The organism is Devosia sp. A16, assembly GCF_001402915.1.
GTDB lineage: Bacteria > Pseudomonadota > Alphaproteobacteria > Rhizobiales > Devosiaceae > Devosia_A.
Genome location: NZ_CP012945.1, coordinates 3883393 through 3901855, shown reverse-complemented (window position 1 = coordinate 3901855; position 18463 = coordinate 3883393). Strand labels below are relative to the sequence as shown.

Genomic DNA, 18463 nt, shown 5'->3' with positions numbered 1-18463 from the left:
GCTCCGCCAGCTCCAGGTTGCCCCCCGGGATTCGCGGTGCTCGGACTCGGGCCTCGGCCCTGCCCGTCACGGTGCCGCTCCGGGCGCTCCGTCCCGGCTGCGGCGGCGGACCGATCTTGATCGGTCAACCTTGCTCCATTTCCCCGTGCGGTCGCCGACTGCCGGCCGAAGCCGTGGGCGCCCGACGCGGGCATATTTCAGTGTCGCCAATGAGGGTAGAGGATGATCGGAGCCAACGCAACGCCCTGAATCTGCCGCAAACTTGAACGGTGCGTGAGCGGATCGAGGTCGCTGCAGAATGCCGCAAAAGGGGTGTTGATCAGACGATCGATTATCGCTAGAAGGCGCGCACCAAATGCTGACGGCCACGCCGACGGCATCCAGGCTAAGCGCTTGGGGAATAGTTCAATGGTAGAACTGCGGACTCTGACTCCGTCAATCTTGGTTCGAATCCAGGTTCCCCAGCCAGCCCTCTCCTTGTGAAGTATCAGCTATTTAGCGGTCGCCGCTACTGCAGGTCGAGAGCCCTGGCGTGTGCCGAGCGTGGGCCGCCGATTTCGGTGCGTTTCTGAATGTTTCTCCAGGGGGTCGGCGGCTCCGTGGCACAGCTTTGGTACGCGAGAAGATCATCGGCTGAGGTCGCGCCAGCGGCCAAGATGTTTATCTCAAGCGGCCGTGAAACAGCAGGCAAGGTCGGGGGTTTTGATCGGCGCCGACCAGAGCAATGGTTCAGAGGACGGTTCGCGACCCGCCAGTTCCCTCTTCAGGCAACCTTGAGCCCGCGGAACGTCAGGCTCACTGACTGGCCAGCTTGATCCACGCCGGTGCGTGGTCGCTCGGTTTTTGCCAACTGCGAGTCTCGACATCGACGCCGGCGTCCAGCAATGAATTGGAGAGCGTGGGGCTGATCAGGATGTGATCCATGCGCAAGCCCGAGCTTCGGTCGTGGCCACCGCGGTATGAGAAGTTCCAGTAAGTGTAGATGCCCTTGTCGGGGTGGATCACCCTGAGAGCGTCGATCCAGCCCTGATCGAGCAGCCTCGCATAAGCTGTTCGCGCTTCCGGGAACATCACCGCGTCCCAAACCCATCGGCCAGGCACGACTGCATCCAGGTCCGTCGGCACCACGTTGAAGTCACCACAAAGCACTGTGGGTGCGCCGGCGGCCAGCAGCGCCCGCGCATGATCGAGCAGGCGTTCGAACCAGCGCATCTTGTACTGGAATTTGGGTCCGGGCGCGGGGTTGCCATTGGGGAGATAAAGGCATCCCACGACGAGATTGCCGACCTGGGCCTCGAGGTAGCGGCTGTGACTATCATCTGGATCTCCGGGCAGACCGCGGCGACGCTCGATCGGCACGGTCCCGCGAGCCAGGATGGCGACGCCGTTGTAGGATTTTTGTCCATGCCAGATCGATCGGAACCCGGCCTCCGCGATGGCAGCCTCGGGAAACTTCTCGTCGGAGGTCTTCAACTCCTGCAGGCACACCACATCACTGTCGGTTGCGGCCAACCACCTCAGCAGCACGGGCAAGCGTCCATTGACGCCATTAACGTTGAAGGTGGCGAGCGTAGTCATGACCGAGGGTCTTTCGATTGGGCATGTTGTCCCGGCATCAGGGGAGACTCAGCGTTGCGTCAGGCCAGCGCCTTCCATCGCGTCCTCGACGGCTTCCGCAGCTTCTCGCTCGACGCGCTTTCGCTCTTCCTCGATCTCGCGCGCATCGAGGTGCTCGAGTCCGACGATCTTGTTCGTGGCGGGCGAATGTTCGATGAGGTAGTCGAGCTTGACGTGCAACGCCGCCTCGCTGCGCGCGCCAGCGACAAGGATAACGCCGCTGATCACAATAGCTGCAACCGACAGGAAGATATTGAAGGCGAACATGAAGCCTTCATTGAACTGCAAGGCGGCGCCAATTCCGACACCCAGCATCAAGGCCATGAACGTGGCAACGAATCCCCGCCAGTCCGCGAGGAAGTCGGCGAAGCGGTAAATCAGTCCACTGATGCGACCGGAAGGTACTTGCTTCATGGTGGCATCGATAACGTCCCTGACCGGATTTGGATGCGGCTCCCAGCGTTGACCAATCAGCACAGCGCGAATTGCCGGTAAGCACCGGCGCACTGACGCGAAGACGTCAGGTTCGTGCCGGGCGCAACCTTGCCCCACTCGCCGAAGTTGAGGCCATCAGCATCAAGGAGATCACAATGGCATCCAAACCCACGGTTGGGCGACAGCGGGAAATCCAGGCGGAGGTCGCTGCGGCCGACGCCGCTACTCCCAAAAAGCGCGAGGTGGCCATGCAGGCGGGTGCCCGCCGCTATCCCGAGCCGCCATTTCCCAAGCAGCATCAATCCAAGCCCGGCGCGGAGTTCAAGCTGGACCCCGCTCCGCTATATGACGCGCCGTTCTATCTTGGCTCGAAGAAGCTCGCTGGAAAGGTAGCGTTGATCACCGGCGGCGACTCCGGCATCGGTCGGGCGGTTGCGGTGCTATTTGCTCGTGAGGGCGCCGACGTGGCGATTGCGCACCTCTCGGAAGACCGAGACGCGACGGAGACCAAGGCCGCTGTCGAAAATGAAGGCCGCAGCGCTATCGTGATCAAGGGAGATGTGCGCAGCCGCAGCTTCTGCGAAGCCGCGGTCGAGCAGACGATCGCCGCTTTCGGCCATCTCGACGTCCTGGTCAACAACGCTGCTTTTCAGGTCCACACCAAGCGCATCGAGGACCTGAGCGAAGAGCATTTCGACGAAACGTTGAAGACTAACCTCTACGGCTATTTCTTCATGGCGCAGGCCGCAGCGCGGGTGATGAAGCCAGGTTCAGCCATCATCAACACCGGCTCGGTCACCGGCATCGAGGGCAGCCCGGCACTATTGGATTATTCCATGACCAAGGGCGGCATCCACGCCTTCACCCGATCGCTGGCGGGTCAACTGTTGAAGCGGCATATTCGGGTCAACTGCGTTGCGCCAGGACCGGTGTGGACCCCACTCAATCCCTCGGACAAGGAGGCCGACGACGTCAGCAAGTTCGGTTCGAAGGTGCCAATGAAGCGCCCGGCGCAACCGGAGGAAATCGCGCCAGCCTATGTCTTTCTCGCCAGCCCGCAGATGTCGAGCTACATCACCGGCGAGATTCTGCCGATCGTCGGCGGCTATGGCGGCGCATAAAGTGAGAGGGTGTGCGTACCGGTCGTGCCGCCACTGTGTTGAGGTGTCATATGGGCCAGGCTCCCCACCATGCGACACCCAATAGAGCGATGACAATTGCCCACCCAGGCGCCGTGCCGGCCTCTGAGCATGGTGCTGCACTCTCGGGCCTATGTCCTTCCGCTTCTGCCCCGACCTGCGAACATCGAGGCGAAGATGCCGCTCGACACGACTGCAAGCCGATGCGCCTGCCGCGAAGCACGGGTGCAACCAAGTTCCGAGACCGGCGTATTAAGATCGTCCTGGAGAGGTAACATGCGGTACTACTTCGACATTTTCGAGGGGGATCACTGGACGCGTGACGACGCCGGCCTGGAGTGCGCGAACGATGGCCGCGCTCGCTTCCAGGCTGTCCTTGCGCTGACAGAGATGGCTCGGGAATTTCTACCGGGTGATGGCCCCTCGATGGACCTGAAGGTCAGGGTGAGACGGGGAGCGCGGGTGGCATTCACCGTCGGTCTGTTTTTCGAGACCTCGGCGGGACCAGCGTTGAGCGACCCGTCCATTGCGGATCAGCAGCCAATGGGCCATCTGCAAGGCGATTGACACAGCTCAACGACCAGCCCTCAAAACGGCGTCGTGACAGACCTATCGCGCTGATTTCGCTACCGCTTCCGGAGCGGCGGCGAAGGTCGGTTGCCGTTACGAACTTGATTGGCCGCAGGGATGTCGATCCACCACCCGTGTTTCGGTTCCTGTGATTTGGCTGACATGACGCCTCAGCCGGAACTCAGCGCGCCTTTGCTACCCACGTGGCGCCCGCTGAACGGGCATTCTCCATCAAAGAGGCCACGATCATGAAAGCTCTATCGAAATTCGCCCTTGTCGGCCTGCTCGCCCTGGCGCCAATGGTCGCAGGAAGTCTGAGCGGCGCCGTCGCCGGCGGCCGTCCCGATAGCCCCGGCAAGTCGGAATCCGCCCATGAGAATGCGGGCGGCGGCAACGGCAATGGCAATGGCAATGGCAGTCTCGCCTCGCAGGCCGGTGGCGGCAACGCGGCGCATGCGTCGGAGCAAGGATTGGCGCATGCCAGCGACAAGTCGATGGTCGGCAAGATTCGCGCCTATGCCGCATTGGACGCCGCGGTGCAGTCGGGCGAGCTGCAACAGGCCGTGACCCATGCCCAGACGGCGTTTGACGAGGCCTATCCGGATTTCGATACGCTCACGGCCGAGGAGCAGGCGGCAGCGCTCGCGAGCCCCGAGGGGATCGCCCTTGCCGAGGCCCAGCAAGCTCTCGACGAGGCCGTCGGTGAGCGGGATGCGGCGTTGGCCGCCATCAGCAAATCCACCGATCCGGCGGTGAAGGCCTATATCGACTCCCTGCTTGCCGACTGAGTGAGACGCTGCGACAGGCCGGTCCGTCCGGCCTGTCGTTCTTCGAGTGTCGGCGGCCTGACGCAAAGCTCGATGCGCCACTCCGTCCGGTCGAGCCGCTGGGCCCTCAGAGCGCCGCAGTTCCCTCTGGCCGTGGGTCACCCCGGACTCCCTCTTGACCAATGTCGTTATAACGTCATAACTCTCTGGCGTCAGACGGGCACGGAGTCCGGCTGGCGCGCACAGGGAGAAATTCAACATGCAGCTGTTCCAGGCTTTCACGCGCTCCGCGGGGGCGGTCGCGGTCCTGCTTTCGAGCACCGCGCTGGTCCAGGCCGCGGATGTGTCGTTCCTCACCCACTGGGCACCGGACACGGTGGCCAAGCTGGAGGCGGCCGCCGCGACCTATACCCAGGCCCACCCGGACACCAAGATCACCGTTCGCGCCGTTCCGTTCGGCGACCTGTTGACGACGCTGCGCACGTCGGGCGGCGGCGCTGGCGGCGCGACGATTGCCGGCATCTACGATGCATGGCTGCCGGACCTCGCCAAGGACCAGCTGGTGGCAGCGGTCCCCGATGCGATCGCGGCCGACACCAAGGCCAACTGGCCGGCCGGCGTGATCGGCGCGGCCTCGATCAGTGGGGTGCTCTACGGCATTCCCAACGAGATCGACGTCTACGCGCTCAACTACAACAAGAAGCTGTTCGCGGAAGCGGGCATCACCGAGGCGCCTAAGACCTGGGACGAATTCCTCGCCGCGGCCGAGAAGCTGACCGACAAGGCCAAGGGCCAGCAGGGCTTTGGGCTGATCAACTCGTGGGCAGCGGGCGTGCTGCACCCGTTCTCGTCGCTGCTGGTCTCGAATGGCGGCGACCTGGTGGTCGACGGCAAGCCGACGCTCGATAGCGAAGCCGCCAAGCAGACCTTCGAGCTCTACGAGAAGCTGATCAAGTCGGGCTATTCCGACCCGGCGATGGCCACTGCCGACGCCAACACCACCGGGCCGTTCCTTGACAGTTTCGTCTCGGGCAAGACCGGCATGATCATCATGGCGAACTGGTGGGAATCGGCGCTCAAGGCCGGCATGGGCGACAATTTCGCCGATATCGCCACGGCTCCGATCCCGGTCGGACCGTCCGGCGACACTGCCCGCTCGATCTCCTATTCGTGGATGACCGTGGTCAACGCCAAGGCCTCGGCCGAGGAACAGGCCGCCGCCTGGGACTTCCTCAACTGGCTCAACGGGCCGGAATCGGGTCCGAACGGCGCCTCCGCCATGGGTGATATCCTGATGTCGATGGGCATCCTGCCGTCGCGCACCTCGGATGGCGCGGCGTTTGCCGACAAGCTCGCTGCCGACAGCTTCCTCAAGGGCTATACCGAGACGCTCGCGAACGCGAAGCCGTTCCCGGTGGTGCTGGGCGGCCAGGAGTTCTCGGAATCTCTGCAGAAGACGCTGGAGGCCATCCAGTTCGGCCAGCTCTCGGCCGCCGATGCGCAGGCAACGGCGCAAGCCGACGCGGCCGAAATCCTCGAGCGCAACGCGAAGTAAGAATGTCGGGGCCATGCCCCGACTGACCAACAACCCACGGTGTCATCCCAGCGTGAGGCCGGGATCCATCTCCGAGACTTCACGACCGGTAACGGATATGGAGAGATCTCAGGTTGGGCCCCGGCTTTCGCCGGGGTGACACCGGTGGATGGGATAGTCCATGACTTCAACCCAACACCGATCGGCGATCGTGATGCTGGCGCCCGCGACCGGGCTGCTGGCGGTCTTCATCATCATTCCGATGCTGCTGACCATCTGGCTGAGCTTTCAGAACTGGTCGACGCAGACCGGGTTCGAGACCGCGACGTTTGTCGGCGTGCAGAACTTCATCGATATCTTCGCCAACAATTCGGTGGGTCGCGACTTCAAGGCGGCGCTGGTCAACACGGCGCTCTATACCGTGGGCTCAGTGGCGATCATCCTGCCGTTGTCGGTGCTGCTGGGTCTGCTGGTGCACCAGAAGATCGCGCCGGGCGGGGTGTTCCTGCGCACCGTGCTGTTCTCCACCTACATGGTGCCGATGATTGCGGTGGCGCTGGTATTCTCAAAACTCTATTCGCCCACCGAGGGGCCGCTGAACCAGATCCTCGGCTGGGTCGGCATCCCGCCGCAGACCTGGCTGAGCGCGCCGCAGACGGCGCTGTTCTCGATCATCCTGCTCAACGTCTGGCAACAGGTGGGCTATTTCACCGTGCTGGTGGTCGCAGGGCTGACGCAGATTCCGGATTCGCTCTACGAAGCGGCCAGGATCGACGGCGCCAACCCGATCCAGCGCTTCTTCTCGATCACCCTGCCGCTGCTCGGCAACACGCTGCTGTTCTCTTCGGTGATCGCCATCATCAACGCCGTGCAGGTGTTCGAGCCGGTGGCGCTGATCACCCAGGGCGGCCCGGTGAATGCCACCAATGTGCTCACCTATCATATCCGTCGCGTCGGCATCGAACGCGCGCAGGGCGGACTGGGCTCCGCCATGGCGGTGACGCTGATGCTGGCGCTGATCGTGGCGATCGCGCTGCTGTTCGCCTTTGCCCGTTCGCGGGAGGCGAAGTCCGCATGAGCACCGCAGCAGCAGACCGCCGCCCGCTCGAGGGTCCGCGCTTCAAGGCCACGCCGGCGAGCGCCTTGCTGGCCCTCGCCATCATCGTGGTGGCAGTCATCGCCGCGTTTCCGCTGGCCTGGATGATCCTCACCAGCCTCAAGACGCCGCAGGAGACCATGCAGGTGCCCCCGGTCTGGCTGCCGGGTGCGCCGAACCTTGACGCCTATACGCAGGTGGCCGAGGTGGTGAGCCTCGGGCGCTCGTTCCTCAACTCGGCGGTGATCGCCCTGGTGACGACCATCGCCATCATCGTCACCAGCCTGATGGCCGGCTACGCCTTCGCCAAGTACGAGTTCCGCTACAAGGAAGCGCTGTTTGCCCTGCTGATCGCAACGATGTTCCTGCCGCCGATCGTCACCCTGATCCCGCTCTACCGGATCACCGGCTATCTGGGGCTGAACGCCAGCCTCGCCGGGGTGATCGTTCCCAACCTCGCCAATGCTTTCGGCATCTTTCTGATGCGCCAGTTCATCAAGGGCGTGCCGGACGAACTGATCGAAGCGGCGCGGGTCGATGGTGCATCGGAGTTGCGCGTGCTGTTCCAGATCGTCGCTCCGGCGGTGATGCCGGCCATCGCGGCGTTGGTGCTGTTCGCCTTCGTCTATCACTGGAACAGCTACCTCTGGCCGCTGACCGTGCTGCAGGGCAGCGCCGACCAGTACCCCATCGTCATCTCGCTCTCACGGCTCCTCAGCTACAACCGCGGCGCCATGAACACCGGCCTGGTGATGGCCGGCGCCACGCTGGCGGTGCTGCCGCCGGTGCTGCTGTTCGTGATCCTGCAGCGCTTCTTCGTTGACTCGGTGGTGAGTTCGGGGGTGAAGGGATGAGTGCGATCCTCGCCATCGATCTCGGCGGCACCCGCTTCCGCGCCGGCCTCGCCGAAGCGGACAAACCAGAAGCGGTGGCCGCGGTGGGGGAATGGGCGGCGCCGCAGAGCCGCGATGATTTTCTCGCCCTGCTGCGCCGGCAACTGGCCGAGCATGGCGCAACCCGGCTTGGGCTCGGCATACCCGGGCTGGCGCAAGGCACAGTGTGCCGCTGGGTGCCGAACCTCCCCTACCTCGACGGGCTCGACCTGGCCGCGGCGCTGCCCGAGGTCTCGATCGGGCTCGGCAACGACGCGCAACTGGCGTTGCTGGCCGAAGCGTCGGCCGGCGCGGCGGTGGGCCTCGAGGATGCGATCCTCCTCGCCATCGGCACCGGGATCGGCTCGTCGGTGCTGGCCGGCGGGCGGATCGTGACCGGCGCCGGCGGCGCGGCATGCTCGTTCGGCTGGGCGGTGGCGGATGTCGACGACCCGGGCGAAGATGTCAGCGGCTGGTTGGAGCGGCAGGCATCCGGACGAGCGCTCGATGCCGCCGCGCAAGGCATTGGCCTGCCGGATGGCGCAAGCCTGGTGCGGGCGGCAAGGGCTCAGGATGCCGCCGCGATCGATGCGCTGGCCCCGTCGATGCAGGCCCTCGGCAGCGCCTTGGCGGGAGCGGTGGCGCTGCTGGCGCCGCAGGCGATCATTCTTGCCGGCGGCGTCGCTGCGTCGCTCGATGTGCTGAAGCCGCTCATTTTGCCGGCGCTGCAGCGACAGCTGCCGCCACACTTGCGAGCAATCGATATCCGCCCCGGGCAGTTCGGGCCCAAGGCGGGACTGGTGGGTGCGGCTTTCGCCGGCGCCTATGGGCCGAACTGGAGGAATGGGCATGGATGAACCAAACGGTCTCATAAAGCCCGATCGGCGGCGGCCGGAGCCGCTGTGGCATCAGGCCGAGATGGCGCTGCGCGAGTTGATCGAGCGCGGCGAATGGAGCTCGGGCATGCAGATCCCCAACGAGGATCGGCTTGGCGAGATGCTCGGCATTTCGCGCATCACGCTGCGCCATGCGCTCCGCAACCTCGAAGAGGCGGGGCTGTTGCGGCGCGAACATGGGCGCGGCACGTTCGTGCGCTCGGCGACTGTGGTCGCCGGTGTGCGCGGCCTCACCAGCTTCACCGACGAAATGAAGACGCTGTCGCTGCAGGCCGGAACCCGGTTGATCGAAGCGCACCGGGTCGTCGCGGACGAAGAGATGGCCGATGCGCTGGAGATCGCCATCGGCGACCCCGTCGTGCAGCTCAAGCGCCTCAGGCTCGGGAACGGCATGCCGATCGGCATCCAGACCAGCCACCTGCCCGAGGCGCGGGTGCCCGGGCTGCTGGAGGACGCGGCGAACGTCCAGTCACTCTATGGCTGGCTGAAGGAGCGCTGCGGCATCACTCCGGTGAAGGCCAAGGAAGTCTACCGCGTCGGCAGCGTCGCGGCCGCCGATGCCGAACTGATCCAGCTTACGGCGGGCACGCCGGCCTTCGAGGTCGAACGCATCGCCTACGACTCGAGGGGCCGTTCGAATACGCCCTCTCCACCATGCGCGCGGACCGCTACGAGATCCGCTCCACACTCTACGTGTAACGCTTTGTTCTGAAAGGCAAACCTATGTCCACCCTGTATATCAGCAAGCTCGTGAAGATCGCCGAGGCGGCGGCCGCCGCGAATGCCGACGCCTTCGACAAGGCTTCGTCCGCCATTGCCGAAACCCTCGCCAACAAGGGCCTGGTGCATCTCTACGGTTCGGGCCACTCGGTGCTGCCGGTGCAGGAAACCTACCCGCGCTACGGCTCGTATGTCGGCTTCAACCCGCTGACCGACCCACGCGTCATGTGGCACAACATTCTGGGCGCCGGCGGCGTGCGTGAGCTGCTGTGGCTCGAGCGCACCGAGAACTATGCCGACAAGTTCCTCGACCACCAGCCGCTCAACGCCGGCGACACCATCGTGATCTTCGGCCACTCGGGCTCAAACGCCTCGGGCATCGACACCGCGCTCTATGCCAAGGCCCGTGGGCTGACGGTGATCGCCATCACGGCGAAATCCAACGCCGGCAAGCCGGCGACGCACTCGTCGGGCAAGCGCCTGCCGCACGCCGCCGATATCGTGATCGACACCGGCTCGCCGGTGGAAGACGCGATTGTCGACATCAAGGGCTGGTCGCGTCCGGTGGCCGGTTCGTCGACCGTGCTCGCCATGATGATGATGCATGAGCTGCTCGCCGAGAGCGCCCAGAAGCTCGCCGACCGCGGCATCGAGCTGCCGGTGTTCGCATCGCCGACCATCCCGGGTGTGACGCTGCACGACACCGACATCATCTACGGCCAGTACCGCGAGCGCATGCTGGAAGCGCAGCAGAAGCACCTGCCGCAGTTCAAGAAGTCGATGGCCAAGGAAGGCTGACGGCGAAGTCCCGGGCGGAAGCTGACCCTGACGCCCGGGACACGTTTCATGGGCCACCGGCCTCGCCGTGTCCTCCCCCGCGTAGCGGGGAGGGGGACCAGCGAAGCTGGTGGAGGGGGAAGCCAGACTCACGGCGACTCCTACGCCCCCTCCACCGCCTTCGGCGGTCCCCCTCCCCCGCCACGCGGGGGAGGATCACCGAGACATCGAGCCCCCCATGTCCCATATCATTGCCTATTCCGGCGCCCGCATTTTCGATGGCGAGGCCTGGCACGATGATGCTGCGCTGGTCGTCGTCGACGGCGTCGTGCATTCCATCGGGGTTGCACCGGCTGACGCCACGCACGTCGCCCTCGACAGCGGGGTGCTGGCACCCGGGCTGATCGACCTGCAGGTGAATGGCGGCGCCGGGCACCTGGTCGGGCCGGCGACGACGGCGGACGACCTTGCCCTGGTCTGCGCCACCCACCGCGCGTTCGGGGTCACCGGGCTGCTGCCGACGCTGATCACCGACACGGCCGAAGTTACCGATGCGGTGCTGGCGGCCGGTGCCGAGGCAGCACGACGCCGGGTGCCGGGCTTTCTCGGGCTGCACCTCGAGGGGCCGCATCTGTCGTTGGCGCGCAAGGGCGCGCACGATCCGGCGCTGATCCGGCCGATGGACGAGGCGGACCTGCAGCGCCTGGAGCGCGCGCGTGCCGCCCTGCCCCACCTGCTGGTGACGGTGGCGGCCGAGACGGTGGCGCCCGAGCAGATCGCCCGGCTGGTGCGCGCCGGCGTCGTGGTCAGCATCGGGCATTCGGATGCGTCGTTCGAGATCACCTCGGCGGCGATCAGGGCCGGTGCCGGCATGGCGACGCACCTGTTCAACGCGATGAGCCAGATCGGCAATCGCGACCCGGGCGTGGTCGGCGCGGCACTGCACCATGGCCGCGTGTGGGCAGGGCTGATCGCCGACGGTATCCACGTCAACCCCGCGACCCTGAGGCTGGCGCTCCGAGCCAAGAACGGGCCGGGACGGATCTTCCTCGTCTCGGATTCGATGTCGCAGGCCGGAACCGACATGTCGAGCTTCATGCTCAACGGGCGGACGATCTACCGCAAGGACGGCGCGCTGCGCCTCGGTGACGGCACCCTGGCAGGCGCCGACCTGACGCTCGACGCGGCGGTGCGCTACATGCACCAGGTGTTCGGCATGGAGCTCGGCGACTGCCTGAAGATGGCATCGCTCTATCCGGCAGAGGCGATCGGGGCAGCGGGGTTGGGGCGGTTGCGACCGGGGGACGCAGGGGATTTCGTCTGGTTCGGTGAAGGACTGAGAGCGCAGCCACTCCCTTCTCCCCTCAGGGGAGAAGGTGGCGCGTAGCGCCGGTTGAGGGGTGAAGCGGCGCCACTAGCTGGACAAACCAGCATGCTAAGAGGCTGAACCCCTCACCCTAGCTTCGCTAACTCGCTGACGCTCGCAAGCTACGCTTGCCCTCTCCCCTGAGGGGAGAGGGGACGGTGGGGCAACTTGCGGCAAACTAGTCCCGGAAGCTGTACCGCGGAGCGGTGTCGGGCCGCAGCAGGATGGCGCGCAGTTCGCTGTCGCCGGCGGCATAGTCGACAGTCTCGGCAGGCGGCTTCGACAGGGCCTGCACGCCGACCCAGCCCGCGACCATCACGCCCAGAAGAATGCCGGCGCCGGTGAAGCGGTACTTGCGGGCGCGCCTCGCGAGCCGTTTGGGCAGCAACAGCAGCCAGGCCACCGGGATCAGCAGGAGGAGAAAGAGCAGTTCCATCTTGGGAACCTCGCACTCATTACTCCGCACTCTAGTCGATCGTGGTTAAGGATTGGTGTGGGGCGCGCCACAGCTCGTTGGAGCCATAGACGCCGGGCTCCGCCGCTGCTACGCATAGGCGTCTAGTAAAGCGGTTTACAAAAAAACAATGACAAGCAAATTCAAGACGGTGTTCGGCGACAAGAAGCCGGTGATCGCCATGGTGCACCTGGGGGCCCTGCCGGGCTCGCCGCTGCACGACTATGAGGGAGGGGTGGAGGCCATCATCGAGGGGGCCCGCAAGGACCTGATGGCGCTGCAGGCCGCGGGGTTCGATGCCGTGATGTTTGGCAACGAGAACGACCGGCCGTACGAATTCCAGGTCGATACCGCCTCGACGGCGACGATGGGTTACGTGATCGGGCGGCTCCGCTCAGAGATCACCGTGCCGTTCGGGGTGAACGTGCTGTGGGATCCGCAGAGCTCGATCGCGCTCGCCGCCGCGACCGGCGCGCGCTTCGTGCGCGAAATCTTCACCGGCACCTACGCCTCGGATATGGGGCCCTGGACGCCGGATGCCGGCAAGGCGATGCGCTATCGCGATCGGCTCGGTCGGCAGGACCTGGCGCTGCTCTACAACGTCTCGGCCGAATTCGCCTATTCGCTCGACCAGCGACCATTGGCCGACCGGGCGCGCAGCGCGGTGTTCTCGTCGATCCCCGATGCGATCCTCGTTTCGGGCGCCATCACCGGCGAAGCGGCGAAAATGGTCGACCTCGAGGCGGTCAAGAAGGCGCTGCCGACCACCCCGGTGCTGGCCAATACCGGGGTCAAGCACGCGACGGTGGCGGATGTGCTCAAGGTGGCCGACGGTTGCATCGTCGGCTCGTCGCTGAAGGTCGACGGTGACACCTGGAAGGCGGTCGACGCCGATCGGGCTGCCGAATTCATGCGGCTGGTCCGCGCCGCGCGGGGGTACTGATGAGTTTGAAGCAATGGGTGATCGACCTGATGCTCATCCCCGGGCTCGCCGGCTATGAGGGGCGGGTCCGCAAGTATCTGAAGGCGGCAATGGCGGGGCTGGGGATCACCTCGAGCACCGACCGGCTGGGCAACCTGATCGCGACGCTTCCGGGCGACAAGGGCGCGCCGAGCGTCATGCTGTTCGCGCATATGGATCAGCTCGGGCTGATCGTGCGGAAGATCGAAGCCAACGGCATGGTTCGGGTCGAGCGGCTGGGCGGCGTGCCGGAGCGGGCCTTGCCCTCCACGGAGGTGCTGTTCTGCATCGGCGAGGGCAAGGATGTGCCTGGGCTGATCGCGCACAAGAGCCACCACGCGACATCGCAGGACGAGAAATACAAGGTCCTGCCCTACCCCGAGCTCTATGTCGATGCCGGGTTCAAGTCGGCGGCCGAAGTGCTGGCGGCGGGGATCGATGTGGGAACGCCGATCGTCTACGCGCCCAAGGTGACCGAGCTCGCCAACGGGCGGATTGCCGGCACGGCAGTCGATGATCGCGCCGCCTGCGCGGTGATGATCGAGGTGGCGAAGGCGCTGGTCGAGGTCAAGAAGCGGCCGACGGTGCATTTCGTGTTCTCGGTGCAGGAGGAATTCAACCTCCGTGGCGCCGTGACCGCGGCGCAGGTGCTGATGCCCGATGTGGCGATCCAGCTCGACCTGATCCTTGCGACCGACACGCCCGACATGGCGGCGCGCGGCGACGTGAAGCTCGGCGGCGGGCCGGCGATCTCACTCTACTCGTTCCATGGGCGCGGCACGCTCAACGGCACGCTGCCGCATCCGGCGATGGTACGGCTGTTCGAAGAGAGCGCAGCGGCGAGAAAGCTGCCGCTGCAGCGGAGCGCCCATATCGGGGCGCTGACCGACCTCAGCTATGTGCAACTGGTCGGCCAGGGCGTCGCCTCGATCGATGTGGGCTTTCCGATGCGCTATTCGCACTCGTCGCGGGAGGTCTGCGACCTGGCCGATCTCGAGCAGCTGACGGCGCTCTTGGTGGAGGCGCTGCCGCGGATCGACAACAAGTTCAGCCTCGACCGGGACGATTACATCGGATGAGGCACTATCTCGGCATCGATATCGGGACGTTTGAATCGAAGGGCGTGCTGGTGGATGCGGAGGGGCGGATCGTCGCCAGTGCCGCCCGGCCGCACAAGATGCTGGTGCCGCAGCCCGGCTGGGCCGAGCACCGGCCCCGCGAGGACTGGTGGGGCGATTTCTGCTTTCTGAGCCGCAAGCTGATCGCCGACAGCGGCGTCGACCCCAACGATATCAAGGCCGTGGCGGCGAGCGCCATCGGCCCCTGCATGCTGCCGGTCGATGCCGAGGGCGAGCCGCTGATGAACGGCGTGCTCTATGGCGTCGACACGCGGGCGGCAAAGGAGATCGAGGACCTGACGGCGCGGATCGGCGAGGACGTGCTGCTGAGCCGCTGCGGCAACGCGCTGACGTCGCAGTCGATCGGACCGAAGATCCTGTGGCTGAAGCGGAACCGGCCGGAGCTCTACGCCAGGACCGCCAAGATCCTGACCTCGACCACATACATCGTCCACAAGCTCACCGGCCGCTATGTGATCGACCACTATTCGGCCGCCAATTTCTCGCCGCTCTACGATGTCGAAAAGCTCGAATGGACCGACGAGCTGGCCGACGACATCATCGGGCTCGACAAGCTCCCCGAGGCGATCTGGACCACCGATATCGCCGGCACGGTGACGGCGGCAGCCGCCGCCGAGACCGGGCTCGCAGTGGGCACGCCGGTGACCACAGGCACGATCGATGCCGGCGCCGAGGCGCTGAGCGTCGGGGTGCTCGACGATGGCGACATGCTGCTGATGTACGGCTCGACCATCTTCATCATCGAGATCACCCCGGTGCGGGTGCCTGATGCAAGGCTCTGGTATGCGCCGTGGTTCTTCCCCGGCAAGCACGCGGCGATGTCGGGGCTCGCGACCTCGGGGACGCTCAGCCACTGGTTCCGCGAGCAGTTCGGCAAAGAGCTCGACCCGGCGACCGCGGTGATGGCGCTGGCGCTCGAGGCCGAGGGCTCGCCGCCCGGCGCCAACGGGCTGGTGATGCTGCCCTATTTCTCGGGCGAGCGGACGCCGATCCACGACACCGAGGCCAAGGGCGTGCTGTTCGGCATGAACCTGACGCATAGCCGCGGCGACATCTATCGGGCGCTGTTCGAAGGCATCGCCTTCGGCACGTACCACGTGTTCGAGACCTATGCAGATGTCGGCCAGCCACCGAGGGCGATCCTCGCGGCCGGCGGCGGCACCAAGAACAGGGTGTGGGCGCAAGCGACCTCGGACGTTTCGGGCCGCACGCAGATCGTGCGGCAGAAGACGGTGGGGGCCTCGTACGGCGATGCGTTCATCGCGGCCCTGGCGATCGGCGACGTGCAACCGGACGACATCCGCACCTGGAACCCGGTGGACCACGAGATCACCCCGGACGAGAACCTGCGCGAGCTTTACGCGCGGCGCTATCGAGTGTTCCGGGAGCTTTACGAGCGGAACAAGGATCTGATGCGGGAGCTGTGAGCTCTAGGCGGCGTCCGCGAGCGGCTTTGCCCGCGTAATTCGCTTCACCTCTTCAGGATCGTGCATCGCCTGCCACAAGTCGGTACGGCGCTGCACATTCAGCCAGAAGTCGGCGCTGTTTCCGAAGACACGCGCGAGGATAAGAGCCGTAGGCGCAGTCACCGTTCGGCGGTTATTGCACAGTTCATTGACGTGGTTGCGCTGTACGCCCATGGCCTCGGCGAGGGCGGCCTGGGTGAGCCCCAGGGGCCGCATGAACTCCTCGACGAGGATTTCGCCTACGCTCGCGGGCTTGCGCCTGGTCGTCAGCATTCACGTCACCTGTAGCTGTGATCGTCGAGGTAGATACCGTCCGCCTCGCCTCGATCTGCGTCCCAACGGAAGAGCTACCGCCATTGCGGGTTGACCCGGATGGAATGAAGAGCAGCGAGATGACCCTGCAGCTCTTGGGCAGGTGCACCGGCCGCAGGTATCGAGGCGCCCTCGCACCCCCTCCGAGCTACGCTAGGTCGCTTTGCTCCCAAGCTTCGCTTGCCTCCCCCCGTCAAGGGGGAGATGGGGCCGGCGTATTTGGCCGGCAGCGTGCTGGCCCCTACCCCTTCACCGACCCCGCCGTCAGGCCGCGAATGATGTAGCGCTCGAGCAGCACGCCGACGACCACCAGCGGCGCGATGGCGGCGGTGGAGAGCGCGGCCATGCTCCACCAGTTGATGCCTTGCGAGCCGGTCTGGCTGGCGACCATCACCGGCAGGGTCTTGGCCTCCGAGCCGGTGAGCAGCGCGGCGAAGAAATACTCGTTCCAGCAGAGGATCAGGCTGAGGATGAAGGCCGCCACCATCCCCGGCAGCGCCATCGGCAGGATGATGCGGAAGAAAGAGCCCCAGGGCCCCAGACCATCGACCTGCGCCGCCTCGTCGAGCTCGATCGGGATGGTGTCGAACTGGTCCTTCATGATCCAGATGACGATCGGCAGCACGGTGAGGGTGTAGAGGAGGACAAGGCCGATGATGCTGTCGAGCAATGCCAGCTCGCGGTAGAGCACGAGGAACGGCAGCGCCAGCACCACCGGCGGCAGGATCAGCTGGCTCAGGAAGAAGAAGCTCAGGTCCTGGTTCCTCATCCAGAGGAACTTGTACTGGAAGCGGCTGAGGCCATAGGCTGCGAGCGCGCCGATCAGCACCGCGAGGAACGAGGCGCCAAAGGCGGTGTAGATCGAATTGAGGAAGCGATCGAGGAACTCGTCGCGCACCGTCGACACCTGCCCGATGGTGTCGGGTGAGAGCCCCAACGAGCGCCAGCCGAGCCAGTTGGGCTGGAAATCGACCCACGGGATCAGGTGGCCGAGCTGCACATCCTTGGCCACCTTCATCGAGGTGGTGATGGTCCAGTAGACCGGGAACAGCGAGACGAAGGCCCAGATGACTAGGGCGGCATAGATGCCGACCTTGCCGGCGACATGCTTCAACCGCCGGGTGGCTGCGCCGGTATCGGCCGAGGCCGGAACAGAGAGGGTAGCTTCGGCAGCCATCAGGTCATCCTCTGCATGTGCTTGCGCAGGAACTTCAGCAGCAGGGTCACGAAGATCACGATCACCACCAGGTAGAACATCGCCAGCATGGTGCCGTAGCCGACATTCGAGCGGTCGCGATACTCGCGGTAGATGAAGCTCGAGACGCTGTCGGTGGCGCCGCCGGGGCCGCCCGAGGTGACGGTGATGATGATGTCGGCGAGCTTGAGCTTGAAGATGATGCGCAACACGATCGCAGTGATCGAGACCGGCAGCATCAGCGGGAAGATCACCTGCCAGAAGCGCTGCCAGGGCGAAGCGCCGTCGACCTTGGCGGCCTCGATGACCTCCTTGGGCATGGCCTGGAGGCCCGCCAGCAGGAGGATCATCACGAACGGGATCGACACCCAGGCATCCATCGCCTCGATCCACAGGCGCGCCACCCACGGGTCGGTGAAGAAGCTCGGGTTATTGACGCCGAGCCAGCGGGCGAAGCGGGCCACCGGGCCAAAGCGGTATTCGAGCATCGACTTGCCGACCATCCAGCTGACGGCGACGGGCGACAGCATCAGCGGGATGAGGAAGACGACGCGCCAGAATTTGCGGGCGCGGATCTCGGCGTTGAGCAGCAGTGCGAGGCCGAAGGCGATGGCATACTCGACGAAGACGAAGAGTACGTAGATCACCATGTTGCGCATGGCGTTCCAGTAGAACGGGTCGCGCACCAGCTGCAGCAGGTTGTCGATGCCGTTGAACTTCTGCCCGGTGAACGAGGCGAGGTTCCAGTCGGTGAAGGCGATGGAGAGGCCGAACAGGGTCGGAAAAATCGCCATCGCCGCGGTGAACAGCGCCGCCGGCAGGATGAACAGCGCCTTCAGCCCCGCCTCGCCGCGCGCCAGCACCATGCCGACGCCCAGTGCCACCGACCAGACGAGGAAGGCGTAAAGCGTCGGCCGCCAGTCCTTGAGCCCGAGCGGCAGCACGCCGGCCGAGTTCAGCGCCTGCAGCACGGCGACGGCGACAAAGAGAACGCTGGCCGCGGCGATGAGCGCCCTGCCCCCGTCCTTGCGGCGACGCGAGACGGCGCCGTAGCTCGGTGATTCAGTCAACGCCATCCATGCCTCATCCGATAGTTCTAGCTCGGAACTAAATCGGCTGGTGACGGTCCGCCACCAGCCGTGGATTG

At 65.3% G+C, this 18463-nt stretch carries 19 protein-coding genes, 1 tRNA gene and 1 pseudogene; 14 read left to right on the top strand and 7 right to left on the bottom strand.

Features of this window, described 5'->3' with window-relative positions; all coding sequences use genetic code 11:
- Positions 1 to 394 precede the first annotated feature (394 nt).
- Positions 395 to 468 (top strand) — tRNA-Gln (locus tag APS40_RS18710).
- Positions 469 to 795: 327 nt separating this feature from the next.
- Here APS40_RS18710 and xth read toward each other — a convergent pair.
- Positions 796 to 1578, bottom strand: a complete 783-nt coding sequence (gene xth / locus APS40_RS18705; RefSeq protein WP_055048494.1) for an exodeoxyribonuclease III — start codon at positions 1576 to 1578, stop codon at positions 796 to 798.
- A 48-nt stretch (positions 1579 to 1626) separates the two neighbouring features.
- Complete coding sequence (locus tag APS40_RS18700; protein ID WP_156342991.1) at positions 1627 to 2031, bottom strand: low affinity iron permease family protein; 405 nt, start codon at positions 2029 to 2031, stop codon at positions 1627 to 1629.
- A gap of 176 nt (positions 2032 to 2207) precedes the next feature.
- Between APS40_RS18700 and APS40_RS18695 the strand changes: the two genes are divergently transcribed.
- The 10 genes from APS40_RS18695 (at position 2208) to nagA (ending at position 11810) form a co-directional block, all read left to right on the top strand.
- Positions 2208 to 3173 carry an SDR family oxidoreductase gene (locus APS40_RS18695; protein ID WP_055048492.1) on the top strand — a complete coding sequence of 322 codons (966 nt, stop codon included), beginning with the start codon at positions 2208 to 2210 and terminating at the stop codon, positions 3171 to 3173.
- Between the two features lie 294 nt (positions 3174 to 3467).
- Positions 3468 to 3758, top strand: coding sequence for a DUF6894 family protein (locus APS40_RS18690; RefSeq protein ID WP_055048491.1), 291 nt, complete (start codon positions 3468 to 3470; stop codon positions 3756 to 3758).
- A 251-nt stretch (positions 3759 to 4009) separates the two neighbouring features.
- The gene (locus APS40_RS18685) at positions 4010 to 4549 is read left to right on the top strand and encodes a hypothetical protein (RefSeq protein WP_156342990.1); all 540 of its coding nucleotides are present in this window, start codon (positions 4010 to 4012) and stop codon (positions 4547 to 4549) included.
- A 238-nt stretch (positions 4550 to 4787) separates the two neighbouring features.
- Entirely contained in the window at positions 4788 to 6083 is a 1296-nt protein-coding gene (locus tag APS40_RS18680) for an ABC transporter substrate-binding protein (RefSeq protein WP_055048489.1), read from the top strand.
- Between the two features lie 160 nt (positions 6084 to 6243).
- Positions 6244 to 7140: a carbohydrate ABC transporter permease gene (locus APS40_RS18675; protein WP_055048488.1), complete on the top strand. Its 897-nt coding sequence runs from the start codon at positions 6244 to 6246 to the stop codon at positions 7138 to 7140.
- The gene (locus tag APS40_RS18670; protein WP_055048487.1) at positions 7137 to 8012 is read left to right on the top strand and encodes a carbohydrate ABC transporter permease; all 876 of its coding nucleotides are present in this window, start codon (positions 7137 to 7139) and stop codon (positions 8010 to 8012) included. The genes APS40_RS18675 and APS40_RS18670 overlap by 4 nt, the downstream gene beginning before the upstream one ends.
- The gene (locus tag APS40_RS18665; RefSeq protein WP_055048486.1) at positions 8009 to 8887 is read left to right on the top strand and encodes an ROK family protein; all 879 of its coding nucleotides are present in this window, start codon (positions 8009 to 8011) and stop codon (positions 8885 to 8887) included. Before APS40_RS18670 ends, APS40_RS18665 begins: the two co-directional genes overlap by 4 nt.
- On the top strand, positions 8880 to 9638 hold the full coding sequence (locus tag APS40_RS18660; RefSeq protein ID WP_236884132.1) for a GntR family transcriptional regulator: 759 nt from the start codon (positions 8880 to 8882) through the stop codon (positions 9636 to 9638). Before APS40_RS18665 ends, APS40_RS18660 begins: the two co-directional genes overlap by 8 nt.
- Positions 9639 to 9649: 11 nt before the next feature.
- Entirely contained in the window at positions 9650 to 10444 is a 795-nt protein-coding gene (locus tag APS40_RS18655) for a sugar isomerase domain-containing protein (RefSeq protein ID WP_055048485.1), read from the top strand.
- A gap of 217 nt (positions 10445 to 10661) precedes the next feature.
- Positions 10662 to 11810, top strand: a complete 1149-nt coding sequence (nagA, locus tag APS40_RS18650) for an N-acetylglucosamine-6-phosphate deacetylase (protein WP_055048484.1) — start codon at positions 10662 to 10664, stop codon at positions 11808 to 11810.
- Positions 11811 to 11967: 157 nt separating this feature from the next.
- Here nagA and APS40_RS18645 read toward each other — a convergent pair whose 3' ends face one another.
- Positions 11968 to 12225 carry a hypothetical protein gene (locus tag APS40_RS18645; protein ID WP_055048483.1) on the bottom strand — a complete coding sequence of 86 codons (258 nt, stop codon included), beginning with the start codon at positions 12223 to 12225 and terminating at the stop codon, positions 11968 to 11970.
- A gap of 148 nt (positions 12226 to 12373) precedes the next feature.
- Between APS40_RS18645 and APS40_RS18640 the strand changes: the two genes are divergently transcribed.
- Genes APS40_RS18640 through APS40_RS18630 form a run of 3 tightly spaced genes read left to right on the top strand, consistent with a single transcriptional unit; the run spans position 12374 to position 15770 of the window.
- Entirely contained in the window at positions 12374 to 13186 is an 813-nt protein-coding gene (locus APS40_RS18640) for a BtpA/SgcQ family protein (protein WP_055048482.1), read from the top strand.
- Entirely contained in the window at positions 13186 to 14283 is a 1098-nt protein-coding gene (locus tag APS40_RS18635; protein ID WP_055048481.1) for a M42 family metallopeptidase, read from the top strand. The genes APS40_RS18640 and APS40_RS18635 overlap by 1 nt, the downstream gene beginning before the upstream one ends.
- The gene (locus tag APS40_RS18630) at positions 14280 to 15770 is read left to right on the top strand and encodes an FGGY-family carbohydrate kinase (protein ID WP_055048480.1); all 1491 of its coding nucleotides are present in this window, start codon (positions 14280 to 14282) and stop codon (positions 15768 to 15770) included. Before APS40_RS18635 ends, APS40_RS18630 begins: the two co-directional genes overlap by 4 nt.
- Before the next feature lie 3 nt (positions 15771 to 15773).
- Here APS40_RS18630 and APS40_RS18625 read toward each other — a convergent pair whose 3' ends face one another.
- From APS40_RS18625 to APS40_RS18615, 4 genes and pseudogenes are all read right to left on the bottom strand, one after another.
- The gene (locus APS40_RS18625) at positions 15774 to 16082 is read right to left on the bottom strand and encodes a HigA family addiction module antitoxin (RefSeq protein ID WP_055048479.1); all 309 of its coding nucleotides are present in this window, start codon (positions 16080 to 16082) and stop codon (positions 15774 to 15776) included.
- A 5-nt stretch (positions 16083 to 16087) separates the two neighbouring features.
- A pseudogene (locus tag APS40_RS25535) lies at positions 16088 to 16219 on the bottom strand (type II toxin-antitoxin system RelE/ParE family toxin); the annotation flags it as partial.
- A 143-nt stretch (positions 16220 to 16362) separates the two neighbouring features.
- Positions 16363 to 17298 (bottom strand): carbohydrate ABC transporter permease, encoded by a 936-nt coding sequence (locus APS40_RS18620; protein WP_082434521.1) that lies wholly within the window; start codon positions 17296 to 17298, stop codon positions 16363 to 16365.
- The gene (locus APS40_RS18615) at positions 17298 to 18392 is read right to left on the bottom strand and encodes a carbohydrate ABC transporter permease (RefSeq protein ID WP_055048478.1); all 1095 of its coding nucleotides are present in this window, start codon (positions 18390 to 18392) and stop codon (positions 17298 to 17300) included. Before APS40_RS18615 ends, APS40_RS18620 begins: the two co-directional genes overlap by 1 nt.
- Positions 18393 to 18463 lie beyond the last annotated feature (71 nt).

Coding starts and splice junctions, on each gene's coding strand:
- nagA (WP_055048484.1), top strand. CDS start 10,662: ATGTCCCATATCATTGCCTATTCCGGCGCCCGCATTTTCGATGGCGAG.
- APS40_RS18690 (WP_055048491.1), top strand. CDS start 3,468: ATGCGGTACTACTTCGACATTTTCGAGGGGGATCACTGGACGCGTGAC.
- APS40_RS18620 (WP_082434521.1), bottom strand. CDS start 17,298: ATGGCTGCCGAAGCTACCCTCTCTGTTCCGGCCTCGGCCGATACCGGC.
- APS40_RS18630 (WP_055048480.1), top strand. CDS start 14,280: ATGAGGCACTATCTCGGCATCGATATCGGGACGTTTGAATCGAAGGGC.
- APS40_RS18700 (WP_156342991.1), bottom strand. CDS start 2,031: ATGAAGCAAGTACCTTCCGGTCGCATCAGTGGACTGATTTACCGCTTC.
- APS40_RS18670 (WP_055048487.1), top strand. CDS start 7,137: ATGAGCACCGCAGCAGCAGACCGCCGCCCGCTCGAGGGTCCGCGCTTC.
- xth (WP_055048494.1), bottom strand. CDS start 1,578: ATGACTACGCTCGCCACCTTCAACGTTAATGGCGTCAATGGACGCTTG.
- APS40_RS18665 (WP_055048486.1), top strand. CDS start 8,009: ATGAGTGCGATCCTCGCCATCGATCTCGGCGGCACCCGCTTCCGCGCC.
- APS40_RS18680 (WP_055048489.1), top strand. CDS start 4,788: ATGCAGCTGTTCCAGGCTTTCACGCGCTCCGCGGGGGCGGTCGCGGTC.
- APS40_RS18675 (WP_055048488.1), top strand. CDS start 6,244: ATGACTTCAACCCAACACCGATCGGCGATCGTGATGCTGGCGCCCGCG.
- APS40_RS18660 (WP_236884132.1), top strand. CDS start 8,880: ATGGATGAACCAAACGGTCTCATAAAGCCCGATCGGCGGCGGCCGGAG.
- APS40_RS18695 (WP_055048492.1), top strand. CDS start 2,208: ATGGCATCCAAACCCACGGTTGGGCGACAGCGGGAAATCCAGGCGGAG.
- APS40_RS18635 (WP_055048481.1), top strand. CDS start 13,186: ATGAGTTTGAAGCAATGGGTGATCGACCTGATGCTCATCCCCGGGCTC.
- APS40_RS18640 (WP_055048482.1), top strand. CDS start 12,374: ATGACAAGCAAATTCAAGACGGTGTTCGGCGACAAGAAGCCGGTGATC.
- APS40_RS18645 (WP_055048483.1), bottom strand. CDS start 12,225: ATGGAACTGCTCTTTCTCCTCCTGCTGATCCCGGTGGCCTGGCTGCTG.
- APS40_RS18625 (WP_055048479.1), bottom strand. CDS start 16,082: ATGCTGACGACCAGGCGCAAGCCCGCGAGCGTAGGCGAAATCCTCGTC.
- APS40_RS18685 (WP_156342990.1), top strand. CDS start 4,010: ATGAAAGCTCTATCGAAATTCGCCCTTGTCGGCCTGCTCGCCCTGGCG.
- APS40_RS18655 (WP_055048485.1), top strand. CDS start 9,650: ATGTCCACCCTGTATATCAGCAAGCTCGTGAAGATCGCCGAGGCGGCG.
- APS40_RS18615 (WP_055048478.1), bottom strand. CDS start 18,392: ATGGCGTTGACTGAATCACCGAGCTACGGCGCCGTCTCGCGTCGCCGC.